The following is a 16,312-nucleotide window of genomic DNA, read 5'->3' as shown; positions in this document are numbered from 1 at the left end:
GCCACCGCCACCGCCACCGCCACCGCCACCATGCGGCGGGAAGATGCAGCAATCTGAAAGCACAGAGCTTAATAAGAGTACACTTATCATTAATATGATGCGTCGCATTATATTTTCCTCACGGGTTAACTAACTTATTTAAATAAGGTTGTGATTATAAGCTAATGTAATGCGGAAAAGTGTCAGTTGAACGTTAAGAGTTGTTAGAAATAGTAGTACATAAAATAGCCCCATGAAATAACTGTATGGATTTCGTAAGAAGTATGAAATGAAATTGAAAAGAGCTACTTATCTGATAGAGGATTTTTATTTTCGCTGATATAAATTAAGTAATGTTAAATAATACATTTGGATTTATATGAAAAAATATCTGCTGTTACTGGGGGTTCTATCATTAATGCCGCTGATCGCACAGGCAGAGGTGTCACTTGACATTAATATACCTGGAGTCAGTTTACATTTAGGTGATCAAGATCACCGTGGTTATTATTGGGATGGTTATGATTGGCGTCCGCCACAGTGGTGGCATGAACATCGTGGTGGTCATATTGGTGATCGTAATGAGCGAGGCTATTACTGGGATGGTGGCCGTTGGCAGCACCCGTCAGCACAAAACGGCCATAATCCGTTCCGCGGAAAGGGGGATGGGGATCAAGGCCACAATGAACGCGATGGCCACGGTAATCAGTCACAACATAGTAATCATGAGCAGAATAACGGACGCGAGCAATCAAGTCATCATGGCGGGCAGGGTAAGCAAGGTGCTCCAAATAATAGCAGTGGCCGCGGAGGTCAGCAGGTCTACCCATCGCAAAATAATGGTTATCGCTAATAATAAATAATAAGTTCAGGCTAACTTTATCCCAACAGCCTGTGGGTAGAGTTAGTGTTTTCAATCAACAAAAAAACTTATTGTTCACGCAAAACTTCCTCTTATCCTGTTAACCCCCTACTATCTGTCCCTAGCCATGGGCATCAAGCCTTTATACTTACCAGACATCTTCAGGTAAATCCTGAGACAGTGGCCGAGGATGTAATGCAGACCAGTCAGTTATTTACCGTTCTCCAACAGCGACAACAACAACATGCCCACAATTACCTCAAAGGATTGGTTGTCATATTGTTATTGGCGCTGGTAGCCAGTTTATGCGCAGGTGATGTTTGGATTTGGCCAACTCAATGGTTCAGCGAAAGTGGGCAATTATTTGTCTGGCAGTTGCGTTTGCCTCGGGCCTTGGCTGTGATGTTGGTTGGAGCAAGCCTTGCTGTCTCCGGTGCGGTTATGCAGGCACTGTTTGAGAATCCGTTAGCAGAGCCTGGTTTGTTAGGTGTCGCGAACGGTGCCGGTGTTGCATTGGTAATGGCGGTATTATTAGGCCATGGATTGTTACCCATCTGGTTTTTAAGTGCCTGTGCTATTGCTGGAGCCTTATTTATGACGGTTCTGCTGTTAAGCTTTGCTCGTCGGCGTTTATTAACCAACGCTCGTCTGTTATTGGTTGGTGTCGCCTTGGGGATCGTTTGCAGTGCGGTGATGACTTGGGCCGTTTATTTCAGTACCAGCCTGGATTTACGGCAATTGATGTATTGGATGATGGGAGGCTTTAGTGGCATTGACTGGCGGCAACAAGGGCTGGTACTTACATTGCTACCTATTGTTGTATGGCTCTGTTGTCAGGGGCGGGTGCTTAATTTTATGTCGCTGGGTGAGCAGCAAGCCAGACAACTGGGAATTTCCCTTCACTTGTGGCGCAATTTATTGGTGCTGGCTATTGGTTTACTGGTCGGTATCAGTGTTGCTCTGGCGGGGGTGATCAGTTTTATCGGTTTGGTCATCCCTCATATCTTACGATTGACCGGTTTAACCGACCAGCGCCAATTATTAACCGGTTGTGCGTTAGCCGGTGGTGGAGTGCTGTTATTAGCCGATATTGTGGCACGTGTCGCTTTATTCTCAGCGGAATTACCGATTGGGGTGGTGACCGCGACGTTAGGCTCGCCATTATTTATCTGGTTGCTGACACGAGTGAAAAGTGTAAAGTGATCTGCCTCATAGCTATTTATATGCGTTTAAGTTCATCTGTTTATTATCGCTGAATAAGGGTCCTTCCTGATGAGTAATCCAATTTATTCCATCGCAGTCAAAACCATTGAAAGTCAATCAGTTCAACTGGAAAAATACAAAGGTTCAGTGCTCCTCGTGGTTAACGTGGCTTCTCAGTGCGGTCTAACCAAACAGTATGAAGGGTTAGAAAACCTGTATAAAACTTATCATCAACAAGGTTTTGAGGTGCTAGGTTTCCCGAGTAATGAGTTTGCCGGGCAGGAGCCTGGTAGCGATGAAGAAATTCAAGCCTTCTGCCGTGGCACATTTGGGATTGAATTCCCTATGTTCAGTAAAATTGAAGTCAATGGTCCGCAACGGCATCCTTTATATCAGCAATTAATTGCGGCCAAACCTATTGCGCTAGCACCTGAAGGAAGCGAGTTTTATCAGCGGTTAGCAAGTAAGGGGCGTGAACCGAAGCAACCAGGCGATATTTTGTGGAATTTTGAGAAGTTCCTGGTTAGTCGTGATGGTGTGGTACTTGAGCGTTTTGCTCCGGATATGACACCAGAAGATCCGATTCTGATTAGTGCTATTTCCCAGGCGTTGGCCAATAATTAATTTACCGATAACGGATTTATTTTGATGCTATTGCAACTCGGCAATGTCACGGTAGAAAAACGCCTTGCTCCTCTTTCGGCTCAAGTGATTGCTGGGGTGCAAATTCATCTGATCGGCCCGAATGGCGCAGGGAAAAGTACGCTACTGGCTTCTCTGGCAGGGATATTGCCTGCTGAGGGTGATATCGTGCTCGCGGGGAAGGCGTTGTCTCTTTATTCGGGGCATGACTTGGCTCGGTTGCGAGCCTATTTGTGCCAACAGCAATCCACCCTGACGATGATGCCGGTTTTCCAATATCTTGCGCTTTATCAGCCTGTAGGTGTAGATCCTGACGCTGTAGCGGCTACGATTGGTTATCTCTGTAAACGGTTGAGATTAACTGACAAACTACCGCGGATGCTGTCACAATTATCCGGTGGAGAGTGGCAACGCGTTCGACTAGCCGCTGTTTTCTTGCAAGTATGGCCGGATATTAATCCCGACAGTAAATTGTTATTACTTGATGAGCCATACACTGGGCTGGATGTTGCGCAAAAAGTGGCGTTAGACGGTTTGCTTCGTGAGTTTTGTTCAGCTGAACGCAGTGCAATCATTAGTACTCATGACCTTAACCATACTTTGCAGCAAGCTGATCAGGTTTGGTTAATGGCTCGAGGGAATATGCTTGCACAAGGAAGTACTAAGCAGGTAATGGAAGCCAATATCTTATCTGAAGTATTCGAAGTGGATTTTCAAGTACATAGTTTTAATCATCAGAACTGGATTATTACAAAAAGTGTATAATAAATACATTTTTATTAATCTGTATTGGTTACACTGAAACGTAACATTGACTACTATTATTTCTACTGGGAAACGTCCTGTCCGGATAAACTTAATTAAATCAATATAATAGTGTTATCACCGTGTTCTGTGTTAGTTGATTGATATTTATAGTAAAAATAATCCCTCAATGTGAAGTGTTCATTCTAAATATATAGCGAAATAAATCTTATCTTAAGGTTTATTTAAGGTTAATGGACTAAAGTTAATCTTAGCAAACCCCGAACCTATCTGATTGGTGTTTAGTTTTCGTTAACTTATGTGGGCATATAGTTGCCGATAGCTCAACCTGTCCTAAGGGATTTTTTCGATGCAGAATTTTTTGCCTTTTTCTCGCCCGTCAATCGGTGCTGACGAAATTAATGCGGTGGTAAATGTATTAGGTTCCGGTTGGATAACCACAGGCCCACAGAATCAGCAGCTAGAAACTGATTTTTGTCAGGCGTTTGGTTGTAAACATGCTATTGCTGTCTGCTCTGCAACGGCTGGAATGCATATCACCCTGATGGCGTTAGGGATTGGCCCTGGTGATGAGGTTATTACACCATCCCAGACTTGGGTCTCCACTCTTAATATGATCGTGTTACTGGGCGCTGAGCCGGTAATGATTGATGTTGATCGCGATACTTTAATGATAAGCGCTGCTGATGTTGAAGCGGCCATTACCCCAAAAACCAAAGCGATTATTCCCGTACATTATGCAGGAGCGCCTTGCAATCTTGATGCTTTGCGCTTAATTGCCCAGCAACGGGATATTCCACTGATTGAAGACGCGGCCCATGCCGTTGGTACCCGTTATGGTAATCAATGGATTGGTGAGAAGGGCACGGCTATTTTCTCTTTCCATGCCATCAAAAACATTACTTGTGCTGAAGGTGGCTTAATCGCGACCGACGATGATGAGCTGGCTGCTCGAGTTCGTCGGCTTAAGTTTCATGGCTTGGGTGTCGATGCCTTTGATCGGCAAATACAAGGGCGTAGCCCTCAGGCTGAGGTCGTAGAGCCAGGTTATAAATATAATTTATCTGATATTCACGCCGCTATTGCCGTTGTTCAACTTGGGCGATTACCTGAAATCAATGCCCGTCGGCAAGCGCTGGTGGCTCGTTATCATGCGGCATTAACCGATTCACCTTTGCAACCATTGGCGGTTCCCCACTATGCCCATCAACATGCCTGGCATCTTTTTATGGTGCGTGTTGATGAAGATCGCTGTGGTATTAGCCGTGATTCACTGATGATGCGGCTGAAAGCGTTGGGTATTGGTACCGGCCTGCATTTTCGCGCAGCACACACCCAAAAATATTATCGTGAGCGTTACCCGCACCTTAACTTACCTAATACTGAGTGGAATTCCGCCAGATTATGCACATTGCCCCTTTTCCCCGACATGCTAGATAGCGATGTTGATCGGGTGGTTGATGCATTGGAAACTATTATAGGGCCGCATCGTGTCACAAAATGAACAAATAAAAAAAGTCTCAATTGTTATCCCTGTTTATAACGAGCAAGAAAGCTTGCCCGTATTATTAAAGAGGACATCTGCTGCCTGTAAATTACTCACTCAACCTTATGAAATAATTTTGGTCGATGATGGCAGTAGTGATAGTTCCGCCGAGATTTTGACCGTGGCGGCTAATGAGCCAGATAGCGGCATTATTGCCGTTTTACTCAATCGTAATTATGGTCAGCACTCTGCGATTATGGCGGGGTTCAATCAGGTTAGCGGTGATTTAGTGATTACACTTGATGCTGATCTACAAAACCCGCCAGAAGAAATCCCACGACTGGTGAGTGTGGCTGAAGAGGGGTATGACGTCGTTGGCACTGTGCGCGCTAACCGCCAGGATTCACTGTTTCGTAAAACAGCCTCCCGCATGATCAATATGATGATTCAACGTGCTACAGGGAAGTCAATGGGTGACTACGGGTGCATGCTACGAGCCTATCGCCGTCATATTGTTGAAGCAATGTTACACTGTCACGAACGTAGTACATTTATTCCTATTCTTGCTAACACTTTTGCTCGTCGTACCACTGAAATTACGGTTCATCACGCTGAACGTGAATTCGGCGACTCAAAATATAGCCTGATGAAACTCATCAATCTGATGTATGACTTGATTACCTGTCTGACAACGACGCCATTACGCTTGTTAAGTTTGGTAGGCAGTGTCATTGCACTTTCTGGTTTCACTCTCGCCGTGTTGTTAGTGGTTTTACGTTTGGTATTTGGCCCTGAATGGGCAGGTGGTGGCGTCTTTACACTATTCGCCGTGTTGTTCATGTTCATCGGTGCTCAATTTGTTGGTATGGGATTACTTGGTGAATATATTGGCCGCATTTATAACGATGTGCGCGCGCGCCCACGTTATTTCATACAGAAAGTGGTCGGCGTTGAGCAGACCGAAAATAATCAGGATGTAGAGAAATGAAAGCGATTGTATTTGCCTATCACGATATTGGCTGCGTAGGCCTGAAAGCACTAGTTGAAGCGGGTTACGATATTCAGGCGGTGTTTACCCATACTGACTCCCCTGGTGAGAATCGCTTTTTCTCTTCAGTTGCCAGAGTTGCTGCTGATTTAGAGTTGCCTGTATTTGCGCCTGAAGATGTCAACCACCCGTTGTGGATTGAACGTATTCAGCAATTACAACCTGATATTATTTTCTCTTTCTATTATCGCAATATGCTTTGTGATGAAATTCTGTCCTCGGCACCACGCGGTGGGTTCAATTTACATGGCTCCCTGTTACCGAAGTACCGAGGTCGCGCACCTATTAACTGGGCGCTGGTCAATGGGGAAACTGAAACGGGTGTAACCCTGCACCAGATGGTAGAAAAAGCGGATGCGGGTCCGATTGTAAGTCAACATAAAGTCACCATCAGTGAGGCAGATACTGCATTAACATTACATGCAAAAATGCGTGATGCTGCTCAAGATTTATTGCGTGATTTATTGCCCAAAATGAAGAATGCGTCACTGCATCTGACACCCCAAAATGAAGCCGATGCCAGTTACTATGGCCGCCGTACTGCGGCGGATGGTGAGATCCATTGGCAAAAACCCGCATCAGCCATTAATAATTTGGTCCGCGCAGTGACCGAACCTTATCCGGGAGCCTTCAGTTATCTGGGGCAGCGTAAACTGACCATCTGGCGTGCGCGGTCGCTGGATATCGTGCACGGAAAATTACCGGGTACCGTGTTATCAACCTCGCCACTGGTTGTAGCTTGTGGTGAGGGCGCACTGGAGATTGTTACTGGTCAGGGGGAAGCTGGCTTATATGTCCAGGGCAACCGCCTGGCGCTTGAGATGGGCATTGTCACTGACGTGCGTTTAGCCAACAAGCCAAGCAAGCTGCTGAAAAGGCGTACCCGCGTACTGATTCTTGGTGTTAATGGTTTTATCGGTAACCATTTGACCGAGCGTTTATTGCGTGATGACCGCTATGAAGTTTATGGTCTGGATATTGGTTCTGATGCTATTAGCCGTTTCCTGGACAACCCTCATTTCCATTTTGTTGAGGGAGATATTAGTATTCATTCCGAATGGATTGAATATCACATTAAAAAATGTGACGTTATTCTGCCATTGGTTGCTATTGCGACCCCAATTGAATATACCCGTAATCCACTGCGTGTTTTCGAATTGGATTTTGAAGAAAACTTAAAGATTGTGCGCGATTGCGTTAAATACAATAAACGTATTGTATTCCCGTCCACTTCTGAAGTTTATGGCATGTGTGATGACAAAGAGTTCAACGAGGACACCTCACGTTTGATCGTTGGGCCAATTAATAAACAGCGTTGGATTTACTCAGTATCTAAACAATTGTTAGATCGCGTTATCTGGGCTTATGGCGCGAAAGAAAACTTGAGGTTCACACTGTTCCGGCCATTTAATTGGATGGGGCCACGTTTAGATAATCTTGATGCTGCTCGTATTGGTAGTTCCCGTGCCATTACGCAGCTTATTTTGAACCTGGTCGAAGGGTCTCCTATTCAACTGGTTGATGGTGGCGCGCAAAAACGTTGTTTCACTGATATTCATGATGGTATTGAGGCGCTATTCCGTATTATTGAAAACCGTGATGGATGCTGCGATGGTCAGATAATTAATATTGGTAACCCAACCAATGAGGCCAGTATTCGTGAGTTAGCTCAAATGCTACTGAGCAGTTTCGAAAAACATGAATTACGTGATCATTTCCCGCCGTTTGCTGGCTTTAAAGATATTGAAAGCAGCGCATATTATGGTAAAGGCTATCAGGATGTGGAATATCGCACGCCAAGTATCAGTAATGCGCGTCGTATTTTACATTGGCAACCAGAAATTACCTTGCAACAAACTGTTAGCGAAACATTAGACTTCTTCCTGCGCGGCGCTGTACTTGAGAAAAATGAAATCCACAAGGATGAGCATCACGTATGAAGCAAGTTGGCCTGAGGATTGATGTTGATACCTACCGTGGAACAAAGGACGGTGTACCTGCATTACTTGCTGTACTGGAAAAATATGATATCAGTGCCAGCTTTTTCTTCAGTGTCGGGCCGGATAACATGGGGCGCCATTTGTGGCGCCTTTTCCGTCCTCGTTTCCTGTGGAAAATGCTGCGGTCTAATGCAGCTTCGCTTTATGGTTGGGATATTTTGCTGGCAGGCACCGCCTGGCCGGGAAAAAAAATAGCGAAGGACCTTGGCCCGCTGATGAAAGAAACGTTACAGGCGGGGCACGAAGTGGGTTTACACGCATGGGACCATCAAGGCTGGCAAGCTAAAGTTGCCTCTTGGTCAACACAACAATTGACTGAGCAAGTGAAATTAGGGGTGGAGGCATTACAACACTGCATTGAGCAAAAGGTCACTTGTTCCGCGGCAGCAGGCTGGCGTGCGGATGCGCGAGTTTTAGCCGTAAAACAACAATTTTATTTCCGTTATAACAGTGATTGTCGTGGCACTCATCCTTTTCGCCCACTATTACCTGATGGTAGCTTTGGCAGTGTACAAATCCCGGTGACGTTACCGACTTATGATGAAGTTGTGGGGAGTGAAGTCCGCGCTGAGGATTTTAATGATTTTATTATTGATGCCATATTGCGTGATAACGGAGTCCCAGTTTACACCATTCATGCCGAGGTAGAAGGGATGTCTCAGGCGCTGATGTTTGAACAATTATTGATCAGAGCAAAAAAACAAGGTATCCAGTTTTGCCCCTTGAAAGATCTATTACCCGATGATTTGGATTCATTACCTATAGGTAAAGTTGTGCGCGCTGCTTTTGCTGGGCGAGAAGGCTGGCTAGGATGTCAGTCAAATATAAAGGATGCAGGATGAGACTATTAAAAGGAAGTGGGGCTGCGCTACTGGCATTATTCTTTGCTTTGGTTTATCTGCTCCCGGTTAATAGCCGTTTATTGTGGCAACCTGATGAAACTCGCTATGCTGAAATTAGCCGGGAAATGTTGCAACGTGGCGACTGGGTGGTACCGCATTTACTGGGTATCCGCTATTTTGAAAAACCCATTGCCGGGTATTGGTTTAATAATATTAGTCAGTGGATATTTGGTGATACTAATTTCGCCGTACGATTTGGTTCAATTTTTAGCACAGCCTTAAGTGCTGTCTTAGTTTATTGGTTGGCGACTTTATTGTGGCGTAATCGTTCAACCTCAGTGCTGGCAACATTAATCTATCTCTCCATGTTGCTGGTGTTTGGTGTCGGTACTTACGCGGTGTTGGACCCGATGATCTCATTGTGGTTAACCGCTTCGATGGTCTGTTTTTACCTCACTCTGCGGGCAGAAACGTCGAAACAGAAGGCTGGTGCTTACCTTTTACTCGGCCTGGCCTGTGGTATGGGGTTTATGACCAAAGGTTTTCTGGCGTTAGCGGTGCCGGTTATTTCGGTATTACCGATTGTCATCCAGCAAAAACGGGTAAAAGAACTCATCATTTTTGGTCCGATAGCGGTAGTGAGTGCGGTTATATTGAGTTTGCCGTGGGCATTGGCAATAGCACAACGCGAGCCTGATTTTTGGCATTATTTCTTTTGGGTTGAACATATTCAGCGTTTTGCTGAGAAAGATGCTCAACACAAAGCACCCATTTGGTATTACTTGCCTATTTTGTGCCTGGCTGTCTTGCCGTGGCTGGGGTTATTACCTGGAGCGTTACTCAAAGGGTGGCGTGAACGGATTGCAAGGCCGGAGTTGTTCTTTTTGCTGAGTTGGGTACTGATGCCGCTATTGTTCTTCAGTGTAGCCAAAGGGAAATTACCCACTTATATCTTGCCGTGTATGGCTCCACTAGCTTTGCTGATGGCTGCATATGCCACAGATTGTGCTAGTAAGCTGCGAACATGTGCATTGAAAATTAATGGTGCGATAAACCTTGTTTTTGGGTTGGTCTGCGCGTTGGCAGTATTAATTATTGGTATGGGGCTGGTGGGTCATTTGGTGGCTTATGGGCCGCAAGAGCATCAGAAAGTCGTGCTTGCAACCGTCGCCTTTAGCGGATGGGGTATCGTAGGCTGGGCGACCTTACGCAATAACGCTCGCCATTGGCGATGGGCAGCGGCTTGCCCATTACTGTTTATTTTGCTGGTGGGTTATCTGATCCCGCAACAGGTTATCGACTCAAAACAGCCGCAAAACTTTATCCAACATAATTTTGATGAGCTGAGTAGTAGCCGTTATGTTCTTACCGATAGCGTGGGTGTGGCTGCGGGGTTAGCGTGGGAACTAAAACGTAGCGATATATTGATGTTCAGTGAGAAGGGTGAGCTGACTTACGGGCTGAACTATGCGGATAGCAAAAATCAGTACATCAGTGGTGAAAGTTTTAGTCAATGGCTGGCTCATGCAAGGCAGCAAGGTGATGTATCGCTGGTGGTGCAATTATCCCGCAATGAGGAAATTCCTGCCCATTTACCGGTGGCTGATAAGGTTAACTTAATGAATCGCTTGGCATTTTTGTGGTATCGCAAGACACCATGACAAGTTACCTGCTGTTGATCATGGTCAGTTTATTGACCTGCGCGGGCCAATTGTGTCAGAAACAAGCTGCGCAATGTTGGGCGCTGCCGCGCCAAGAGCGGTTAGCTCCGGCACTGCGCTGGCTGGCTATCGCAGTAATACTACTTGGTTTAGGGATGTTGCTGTGGTTACGTTTATTGCAACATCTGCCGCTGAGTGTGGCTTATCCGATACTCAGCTTTAATTTTGTGTTGGTGACCTTGGCAGCACAGTATTTTTATGGCGAGAAGACAACTTCTCGCCATTGGTTGGGTATTGCCGCCATTATGTTTGGCATCCTGCTGATGAGTTGGCATTTATGAAAGGTTATCTGTGGGGAATGGGAAGTGTGATGCTGGTAACGGTTGCCCAATTAATGCTGAAATGGGGCATGATGCATACCCCATTAATGTCATTGGCAGATATTAATGGGCAATTCCTCACTCTTCATCTATCACAATTAATTGCGGTAATCTTCGGGTTAACAGGATATGCCTTATCCATGGTGTGTTGGTTTTTCGCATTAAGGTACCTGCCGCTTAACCGGGCTTATCCGCTACTGAGTCTCAGTTATGCGTTGGTCTATTTGGCTGCAGTATCGCTACCTTGGTACAATGAGCCGGCGACTTTATTGAAAACATTAGGTGCGGGCTTCATTCTGCTGGGAATATGGTTGATACATACCAAGCCGATAAAAGGCGGTTAATCTATTATCTCATTCATATAACTTGTTTTTTCCAAACTCGATAGTTAAATTAGTCCTACTAATAGCGCTTGCTATCCGGTAGATTGGCTAGCCTTATCTTTGGTGAAATATCGATGCGGATACGTTTTTGGATCTTTCTGATCAGTCTGATTCTTGCTGGCTGTAGCAGCCATGCCCCTACACCAAGTGGCCATTTATCTGATTCTATAGTGGTTGTCGCTAAACTGAATGAGCAATTGCGCCAATGGGAAGGAACGCCATATCGCAATGGTGGGTTAGATCAACGTGGCGTTGATTGTTCTGGATTTGTTTACCGCACATTCCGTGATCGTTTTGATGTGCAATTACCCCGCACAACAGTAGCGCAAACGACGTTAGGTACAAAAGTTTCTCGTGATGAGCTGATGCCGGGCGATTTAGTGTTCTTCAAAACGGGTAGTGGTCAAAACGGCTTGCATGTCGGTATTTATGACACCAATGATGAATTTATTCATGCTTCAACGAGTAAAGGGGTTATCCGCTCATCGTTGGAAAATGTTTACTGGAAACGTGTTTACTGGCAAGCACGCCGCATTTGAGGTGTTTTCGATTTAACCATTAATCAATGGATCCCCGGACCTAAAAATATCGATGCTGGTTATGTTATCTTAGTGGCTGCTTATTTTTGTTCGGAGCCGCGTTTATGTCATCCCTTCGGTTACTCATTTCTGATTCTTATGATCCTTGGTTTAATCTGGCAGTAGAAGAGTGTATTTTTCGCCAAATGTCTCCGCAGCAGCGGGTTTTATTTTTATGGCGAAATGCTAATACCGTGGTCATAGGTCGCGCCCAGAATCCATGGAAAGAGTGTAATACACGCCGTATGGCGCAAGATGGTGTGAAACTGGCTCGCCGAAGCAGTGGCGGTGGGGCGGTATTCCATGATTTGGGTAATACCTGTTTCACATTTATGGCCGGCAAACCGGAATATGATAAAACAATATCAACTCAAATTATTCTGAATGCTTTGGCATCACTCGGCATTCAGGCTACCGCCTCAGGCCGTAATGATTTAGTGGTGATGAACGGTGATGATGAGCGCAAGGTCTCCGGTTCGGCCTATAAAGAAACCAAAGATCGTGGGTTTCATCATGGAACCTTGTTACTGAATGCCGATCTGAACCGTTTAGCCGATTACCTTAACCCCGATCCTAAAAAATTGCAGGCCAAAGGTATTACATCGGTACGTGCCCGCGTCACTAATCTGGTAGAACTGTTGCCAGGAGTGGAACATGATAAGATTTGTGCTGCTATTGAGCAGGCTTTCTTCGATTATTATGATGAAAAAGTGGCCGCTGAAATAATCTCCCCGCAAGCATTGCCAGACCTACCCGGTTTCACCGAACAATTTGCCAAACAGAGTAGCTGGGAGTGGAATTTCGGTCAGGCCCCGGCCTTTAGCCATTTAGTCGATACCCGCTTTGTTTGGGGCGGTATTGAACTGCATTTTGATGTATTACAGGGTGCGATTGATCGTTGCCAAATATTCACTGATAGTTTAAATCCAGCACCGTTAGAGGCTCTGGCTGAACGGCTACAAGGCGTGGCTTATCGCCCTGACGCCATTAATGCCGTATGCCAGCAATTAAGTGAGGATTTCCCTGAGTCACAAGCTGAGCTGCGACAAGTTCGTCACTGGTTGGCGGAGGTATTACGCTAATGGCATCCTTTAATCCCACTAAATCTAATCATAGCTCTGGACTTGATAAGGTTCCTGAGTTTGATAAGGCGCCTCACTTTACCAACAGCTATGGGCAACAATTGAGTGGTTTTTACACTCGTTTGCAACCCAGCCCCCTAAAAGGGGCGCATCTGCTCTATCACAGCGAGCCGTTGGCGCGTGAGCTTGGGTTGGATGAAAGTTGGTTTAGCGCCCCCAAGGCTGCGGTGTGGGCCGGAGAGGTATTGTTACCGGGTATGGATCCACTGGCGCAAGTCTATAGTGGTCATCAATTTGGCTCTTGGGCGGGGCAGCTTGGGGATGGTCGTGGTATTTTGCTGGGTGAGCAACAACTCAGCGATGGCCGCAGCATGGATTGGCATTTGAAAGGTGCCGGGTTAACACCTTATTCGCGCATGGGGGATGGGCGGGCGGTATTGCGCTCAGTGATACGAGAGTTTCTGGCCTCAGAAGCCATGCATCATTTAGGAATACCGACCAGCCGTGCACTGACCATCGTGACCAGCAACCATCCGGTTTATCGCGAGCAACCGGAGCGAGGTGCGATGTTATTGCGGGTGGCTGAAAGCCATGTGCGTTTTGGTCATTTCGAGCATTTCTATTTTCGGCAGCAACCCGCGCAGGTTAAACAGTTGGCCGATTATGTTATTGCTCGCCACTGGCCGCAATTTGTTGGGCAGCCGGAAGGTTATCTGTTGTGGTTTACCGATGTGGTTAAACGTACCGCCCGCTTAATGGCGCATTGGCAAACTGTGGGTTTTGCTCATGGCGTGATGAATACCGATAATATGTCAATTCTTGGCATTACCATGGACTATGGCCCATTCGGTTTCCTTGATGATTATGTCCCCGATTATATATGCAATCACTCCGATCATCAGGGACGTTATGCTTTTGATAATCAGCCGGCGGTTGCACTGTGGGATCTACATCGGTTAGGGCAGGCGCTATCCGGCTTAATGTCGGCAAACCAATTGCAAATGGCGCTGGGCACTTATGAGCCAGAACTGATGGCGGTTTATGGTCAGCAAATGCGTGGCAAATTAGGTTTCTTCGAAAGTGGCAGTCAGGACAACGAGTTACTGACTGAGTTACTGAGCTTAATGATAAAAGAAGGGCGGGATTATACCCGTACGTTCCGCTTGTTGAGTGATGTTGAAATGCACTCGGCATCATCGCTATTACGGGATGATTTTATCGATAGAGCCGGTTTTGATAGCTGGTATCGTCGTTATCGTGCACGTTTGCAACAAGAGCCAATCGACGACATACAACGTCAGCAAGCCATGAAGGCGGTTAATCCTAAATATATACTGCGCAACTATTTAGCTCAGCATGCAATTGATCACGCTGAAAAGGATGATATCCAACCACTACAGCGTTTACATCAGGCATTGCAGCATCCTTTTGCCGACCAACCTGAATTTGAATCATTGGCGGAATTGCCGCCAGATTGGGGGAAACATTTGGACATTTCTTGCTCCAGTTAGTGGGTGGCGGGGCTTATTTCCCCGCAGTATGCAGTTGCTGCAACACACCCGGGGTGTGTAGGCCGAAACTGAGTAATGAAATATCATCAAGCACCAATATTCGCTGTTGTTTACCCGCAGGGGTAAGAGCAACCCCTGGGATCAGCCAGACGTTGTCAACTCCGCCCAGTGATTTGACGCTATGAGTGGTGATAATCAGCAGGTCTGGTGCACTGGCGATAATTCCCTCTTGTGACAGTGGGCGATAGCCAGCAAATTCCTGTATGGCATTTTTAAGTCCGGCGGCGCGAAACAAAGTATCTGCGGGCGTATTTTTACCGGCGGCCAGTGGCGGAATTCCTGCATGATTCATGATAAATAAGGCTTTGACCGGCAAAGGTGTAGAGACTACCGACGCTAATTGTTGCTGATATCGTTGTATCAATTGCCGGCCTTTTTCTTCTTGATTCACCATAGTAGCAATCAGTTGTATTTTATTGGTCACTTCCTGCGGATCCGTATCCAGAGGCACATAAACCACGTTGATACCGTTAGCCGCTATTTGCTGAAGCGCTCTTGAGGGCGCGGCCCGTTCAGTAGTTAATACCAGTGTGGGTTTTAAGGCGAGTATACCTTCGGCATTCAGTTGCCGCATAAAGCCTACATCCGGCAATGCTTTTAGCTCTTTCGGCCGCACACTGGCGCGATCCCTGGCCACTATGTTGGCACCTACGCCTAATGCGTAGGTGATTTCAGCGACATCGCCACCGATAGTGATAATACGCTGGCTGGCCTGGCTAATTAACGGTATGGCGAATGTTAATATCACCAGCCATCTATTCATGCGGTGAACCGATGGCGGCTAATGTTGATAGTTGCTCATCCCATTGATTTTGCTCAGGTTGGCCTTCATTACGTTGACCAAACACCTGTAAAACATGCTTGCCATGGCTATCAAGCAGCTCCAGACTTGAGACCAAGCCATCTTTAGTGGGTTTACGTGTCACCCAACTTTCGGCAATAGCACTCGCATTTAAATGCAGATTAAAACGGTGATTAAGTACCGTGATCCATTGCTTATCTGCGGTGAGTGGGGGGGTATCGGCCTTAAGCTGTTCGATGATGCCAGTGAATATTTGCATGCATCCACTGTTACCGACAAAAAGCATAATTTCGTTTTGACACCGTTGTGCGGTGCTAAGTATTTGCTTCAATGCCCGGTTATCGACCTGATAAGCTAAATCGCCACCGACAGCGCGGAAGGCTTGTCTCCGGGTAATCTTATTGCGTTTTAGCAACATAAAAAATTGGTGGATATCGTTCATTCTTCGCCATTCGGCATCAATGGCGGCATTGTTGATGGGATTTTCACTGCAAGGTTCTTCCTCTACGGTTTGTAAGAGCAGTGGGTCGTTATTGGTGGTGCGATATTTGGCTACTAATGCTTGCCAGGCATGAAGGTCTGTCTCGTTAGTACAATAAACCTGATGGATAGCATTACCTTGAAAATCAAAACATTGAATACTACGTTGCTCACCTTGCGGCGTGGCCTCGCACAGGCTGAAAATCGCATCCCATTGGCGGAAAAATAACCGCAAATCCAGCGCGCGCGGGTTGAGAATCAAACCAAGATGTCCATGTAAACGTAAGTTCTGATACTCACCCATCAGCTCATGTCGCGCATATTTGTTGGCGGTGATCGATCGGGTTACACCGACCCGCCCTAATTCTGCCAGTAATACGCTGGCACTGATATTTAAACGCTCCGCATCCTGGCCCACCCGGGCATAGCTTAACTCTGCCTCACTAATCGCCAGCATTTGTGCTAAATCATGGGTCAATAGCGTGGGATTTTCGTGTTTAGTTCTCAGGTAGCGTTGATATTGTGACATTTCCATTGGTGAGTTCCTT

General features: G+C 46.2%; 16 protein-coding genes. 14 read left to right on the top strand and 2 right to left on the bottom strand.

Annotated features, from left to right (window positions below):
• Positions 1-358 precede the first annotated feature (358 nt).
• The 14 genes from AEP37_RS17255 (at position 359) to AEP37_RS17190 (ending at position 14,422) form a co-directional block, all read left to right on the top strand.
• Positions 359-832, top strand: a complete 474-nt coding sequence (locus AEP37_RS17255) for a DUF2502 domain-containing protein (protein ID WP_049614522.1) — start codon at positions 359-361, stop codon at positions 830-832.
• 204 nt (positions 833-1,036) lie between these two features.
• Complete coding sequence (gene btuC / locus AEP37_RS17250; RefSeq protein ID WP_049614521.1) at positions 1,037-2,044, top strand: vitamin B12 ABC transporter permease BtuC; 1,008 nt, start codon at positions 1,037-1,039, stop codon at positions 2,042-2,044.
• Between the two features lie 69 nt (positions 2,045-2,113).
• Positions 2,114-2,668: a glutathione peroxidase gene (locus tag AEP37_RS17245; RefSeq protein WP_049614520.1), complete on the top strand. Its 555-nt coding sequence runs from the start codon at positions 2,114-2,116 to the stop codon at positions 2,666-2,668.
• 24 nt (positions 2,669-2,692) lie between these two features.
• Positions 2,693-3,451, top strand: a complete 759-nt coding sequence (gene btuD, locus AEP37_RS17240; protein ID WP_049614519.1) for a vitamin B12 ABC transporter ATP-binding protein BtuD — start codon at positions 2,693-2,695, stop codon at positions 3,449-3,451.
• Positions 3,452-3,800: 349 nt separating this feature from the next.
• On the top strand, positions 3,801-4,955 hold the full coding sequence (gene arnB / locus AEP37_RS17235; RefSeq protein ID WP_049614518.1) for a UDP-4-amino-4-deoxy-L-arabinose aminotransferase: 1,155 nt from the start codon (positions 3,801-3,803) through the stop codon (positions 4,953-4,955).
• Positions 4,942-5,925 (top strand): undecaprenyl-phosphate 4-deoxy-4-formamido-L-arabinose transferase, encoded by a 984-nt coding sequence (gene arnC / locus AEP37_RS17230; protein ID WP_049614517.1) that lies wholly within the window; start codon positions 4,942-4,944, stop codon positions 5,923-5,925. The genes arnB and arnC overlap by 14 nt, the downstream gene beginning before the upstream one ends.
• Entirely contained in the window at positions 5,922-7,925 is a 2,004-nt protein-coding gene (gene arnA / locus AEP37_RS17225; protein ID WP_049614516.1) for a bifunctional UDP-4-amino-4-deoxy-L-arabinose formyltransferase/UDP-glucuronic acid oxidase ArnA, read from the top strand. Before arnC ends, arnA begins: the two co-directional genes overlap by 4 nt.
• Positions 7,922-8,827: a 4-deoxy-4-formamido-L-arabinose-phosphoundecaprenol deformylase gene (arnD, locus tag AEP37_RS17220; RefSeq protein ID WP_049614515.1), complete on the top strand. Its 906-nt coding sequence runs from the start codon at positions 7,922-7,924 to the stop codon at positions 8,825-8,827. Before arnA ends, arnD begins: the two co-directional genes overlap by 4 nt.
• A complete protein-coding gene (gene arnT, locus AEP37_RS17215) occupies positions 8,824-10,488 on the top strand; it encodes a lipid IV(A) 4-amino-4-deoxy-L-arabinosyltransferase (protein WP_049614514.1) in 1,665 nt (554 codons plus the stop codon). Before arnD ends, arnT begins: the two co-directional genes overlap by 4 nt.
• The gene (gene arnE / locus AEP37_RS17210; protein ID WP_049614513.1) at positions 10,485-10,829 is read left to right on the top strand and encodes a 4-amino-4-deoxy-L-arabinose-phosphoundecaprenol flippase subunit ArnE; all 345 of its coding nucleotides are present in this window, start codon (positions 10,485-10,487) and stop codon (positions 10,827-10,829) included. The genes arnT and arnE overlap by 4 nt, the downstream gene beginning before the upstream one ends.
• Entirely contained in the window at positions 10,826-11,212 is a 387-nt protein-coding gene (gene arnF / locus AEP37_RS17205) for a 4-amino-4-deoxy-L-arabinose-phosphoundecaprenol flippase subunit ArnF (RefSeq protein WP_049614512.1), read from the top strand. The genes arnE and arnF overlap by 4 nt, the downstream gene beginning before the upstream one ends.
• A gap of 113 nt (positions 11,213-11,325) precedes the next feature.
• The gene (locus tag AEP37_RS17200; protein ID WP_049614511.1) at positions 11,326-11,790 is read left to right on the top strand and encodes an NlpC/P60 family protein; all 465 of its coding nucleotides are present in this window, start codon (positions 11,326-11,328) and stop codon (positions 11,788-11,790) included.
• A 104-nt stretch (positions 11,791-11,894) separates the two neighbouring features.
• Positions 11,895-12,911 carry a lipoate--protein ligase A gene (locus AEP37_RS17195; RefSeq protein ID WP_049614510.1) on the top strand — a complete coding sequence of 339 codons (1,017 nt, stop codon included), beginning with the start codon at positions 11,895-11,897 and terminating at the stop codon, positions 12,909-12,911.
• Positions 12,911-14,422: a protein adenylyltransferase SelO gene (locus AEP37_RS17190; protein ID WP_049614509.1), complete on the top strand. Its 1,512-nt coding sequence runs from the start codon at positions 12,911-12,913 to the stop codon at positions 14,420-14,422. Before AEP37_RS17195 ends, AEP37_RS17190 begins: the two co-directional genes overlap by 1 nt.
• A 13-nt stretch (positions 14,423-14,435) precedes the next feature.
• Here AEP37_RS17190 and AEP37_RS17185 read toward each other — a convergent pair whose 3' ends face one another.
• Positions 14,436-15,245: a heme/hemin ABC transporter substrate-binding protein gene (locus AEP37_RS17185; RefSeq protein WP_049614508.1), complete on the bottom strand. Its 810-nt coding sequence runs from the start codon at positions 15,243-15,245 to the stop codon at positions 14,436-14,438.
• Complete coding sequence (locus AEP37_RS17180; protein WP_049614507.1) at positions 15,238-16,299, bottom strand: hemin-degrading factor; 1,062 nt, start codon at positions 16,297-16,299, stop codon at positions 15,238-15,240. The genes AEP37_RS17185 and AEP37_RS17180 overlap by 8 nt, the downstream gene beginning before the upstream one ends.
• Positions 16,300-16,312 lie beyond the last annotated feature (13 nt).

This window comes from Yersinia pekkanenii, from assembly GCF_001152565.1.
In the GTDB taxonomy this organism is placed as follows: domain Bacteria; phylum Pseudomonadota; class Gammaproteobacteria; order Enterobacterales; family Enterobacteriaceae; genus Yersinia; species Yersinia pekkanenii.
The sequence above is the reverse complement of the archived record's forward strand: the minus strand, read 5'-3'. Positions and strand labels throughout refer to the sequence as shown.

Excerpts from the sequence above, each read along its gene's own strand:
- AEP37_RS17255 (WP_049614522.1), top strand. The coding sequence starts at position 359 with ATGAAAAAATATCTGCTGTTACTGGGGGTTCTATCATTAATGCCGCTG.
- btuC (WP_049614521.1), top strand. The coding sequence starts at position 1,037 with ATGCAGACCAGTCAGTTATTTACCGTTCTCCAACAGCGACAACAACAA.
- AEP37_RS17245 (WP_049614520.1), top strand. The coding sequence starts at position 2,114 with ATGAGTAATCCAATTTATTCCATCGCAGTCAAAACCATTGAAAGTCAA.
- btuD (WP_049614519.1), top strand. The coding sequence starts at position 2,693 with ATGCTATTGCAACTCGGCAATGTCACGGTAGAAAAACGCCTTGCTCCT.
- arnB (WP_049614518.1), top strand. The coding sequence starts at position 3,801 with ATGCAGAATTTTTTGCCTTTTTCTCGCCCGTCAATCGGTGCTGACGAA.
- arnA (WP_049614516.1), top strand. The coding sequence starts at position 5,922 with ATGAAAGCGATTGTATTTGCCTATCACGATATTGGCTGCGTAGGCCTG.
- arnD (WP_049614515.1), top strand. The coding sequence starts at position 7,922 with ATGAAGCAAGTTGGCCTGAGGATTGATGTTGATACCTACCGTGGAACA.
- arnT (WP_049614514.1), top strand. The coding sequence starts at position 8,824 with ATGAGACTATTAAAAGGAAGTGGGGCTGCGCTACTGGCATTATTCTTT.
- arnE (WP_049614513.1), top strand. The coding sequence starts at position 10,485 with ATGACAAGTTACCTGCTGTTGATCATGGTCAGTTTATTGACCTGCGCG.
- arnF (WP_049614512.1), top strand. The coding sequence starts at position 10,826 with ATGAAAGGTTATCTGTGGGGAATGGGAAGTGTGATGCTGGTAACGGTT.
- AEP37_RS17200 (WP_049614511.1), top strand. The coding sequence starts at position 11,326 with ATGCGGATACGTTTTTGGATCTTTCTGATCAGTCTGATTCTTGCTGGC.
- AEP37_RS17195 (WP_049614510.1), top strand. The coding sequence starts at position 11,895 with ATGTCATCCCTTCGGTTACTCATTTCTGATTCTTATGATCCTTGGTTT.
- AEP37_RS17190 (WP_049614509.1), top strand. The coding sequence starts at position 12,911 with ATGGCATCCTTTAATCCCACTAAATCTAATCATAGCTCTGGACTTGAT.
- AEP37_RS17185 (WP_049614508.1), bottom strand. The coding sequence starts at position 15,245 with ATGAATAGATGGCTGGTGATATTAACATTCGCCATACCGTTAATTAGC.
- AEP37_RS17180 (WP_049614507.1), bottom strand. The coding sequence starts at position 16,299 with ATGGAAATGTCACAATATCAACGCTACCTGAGAACTAAACACGAAAAT.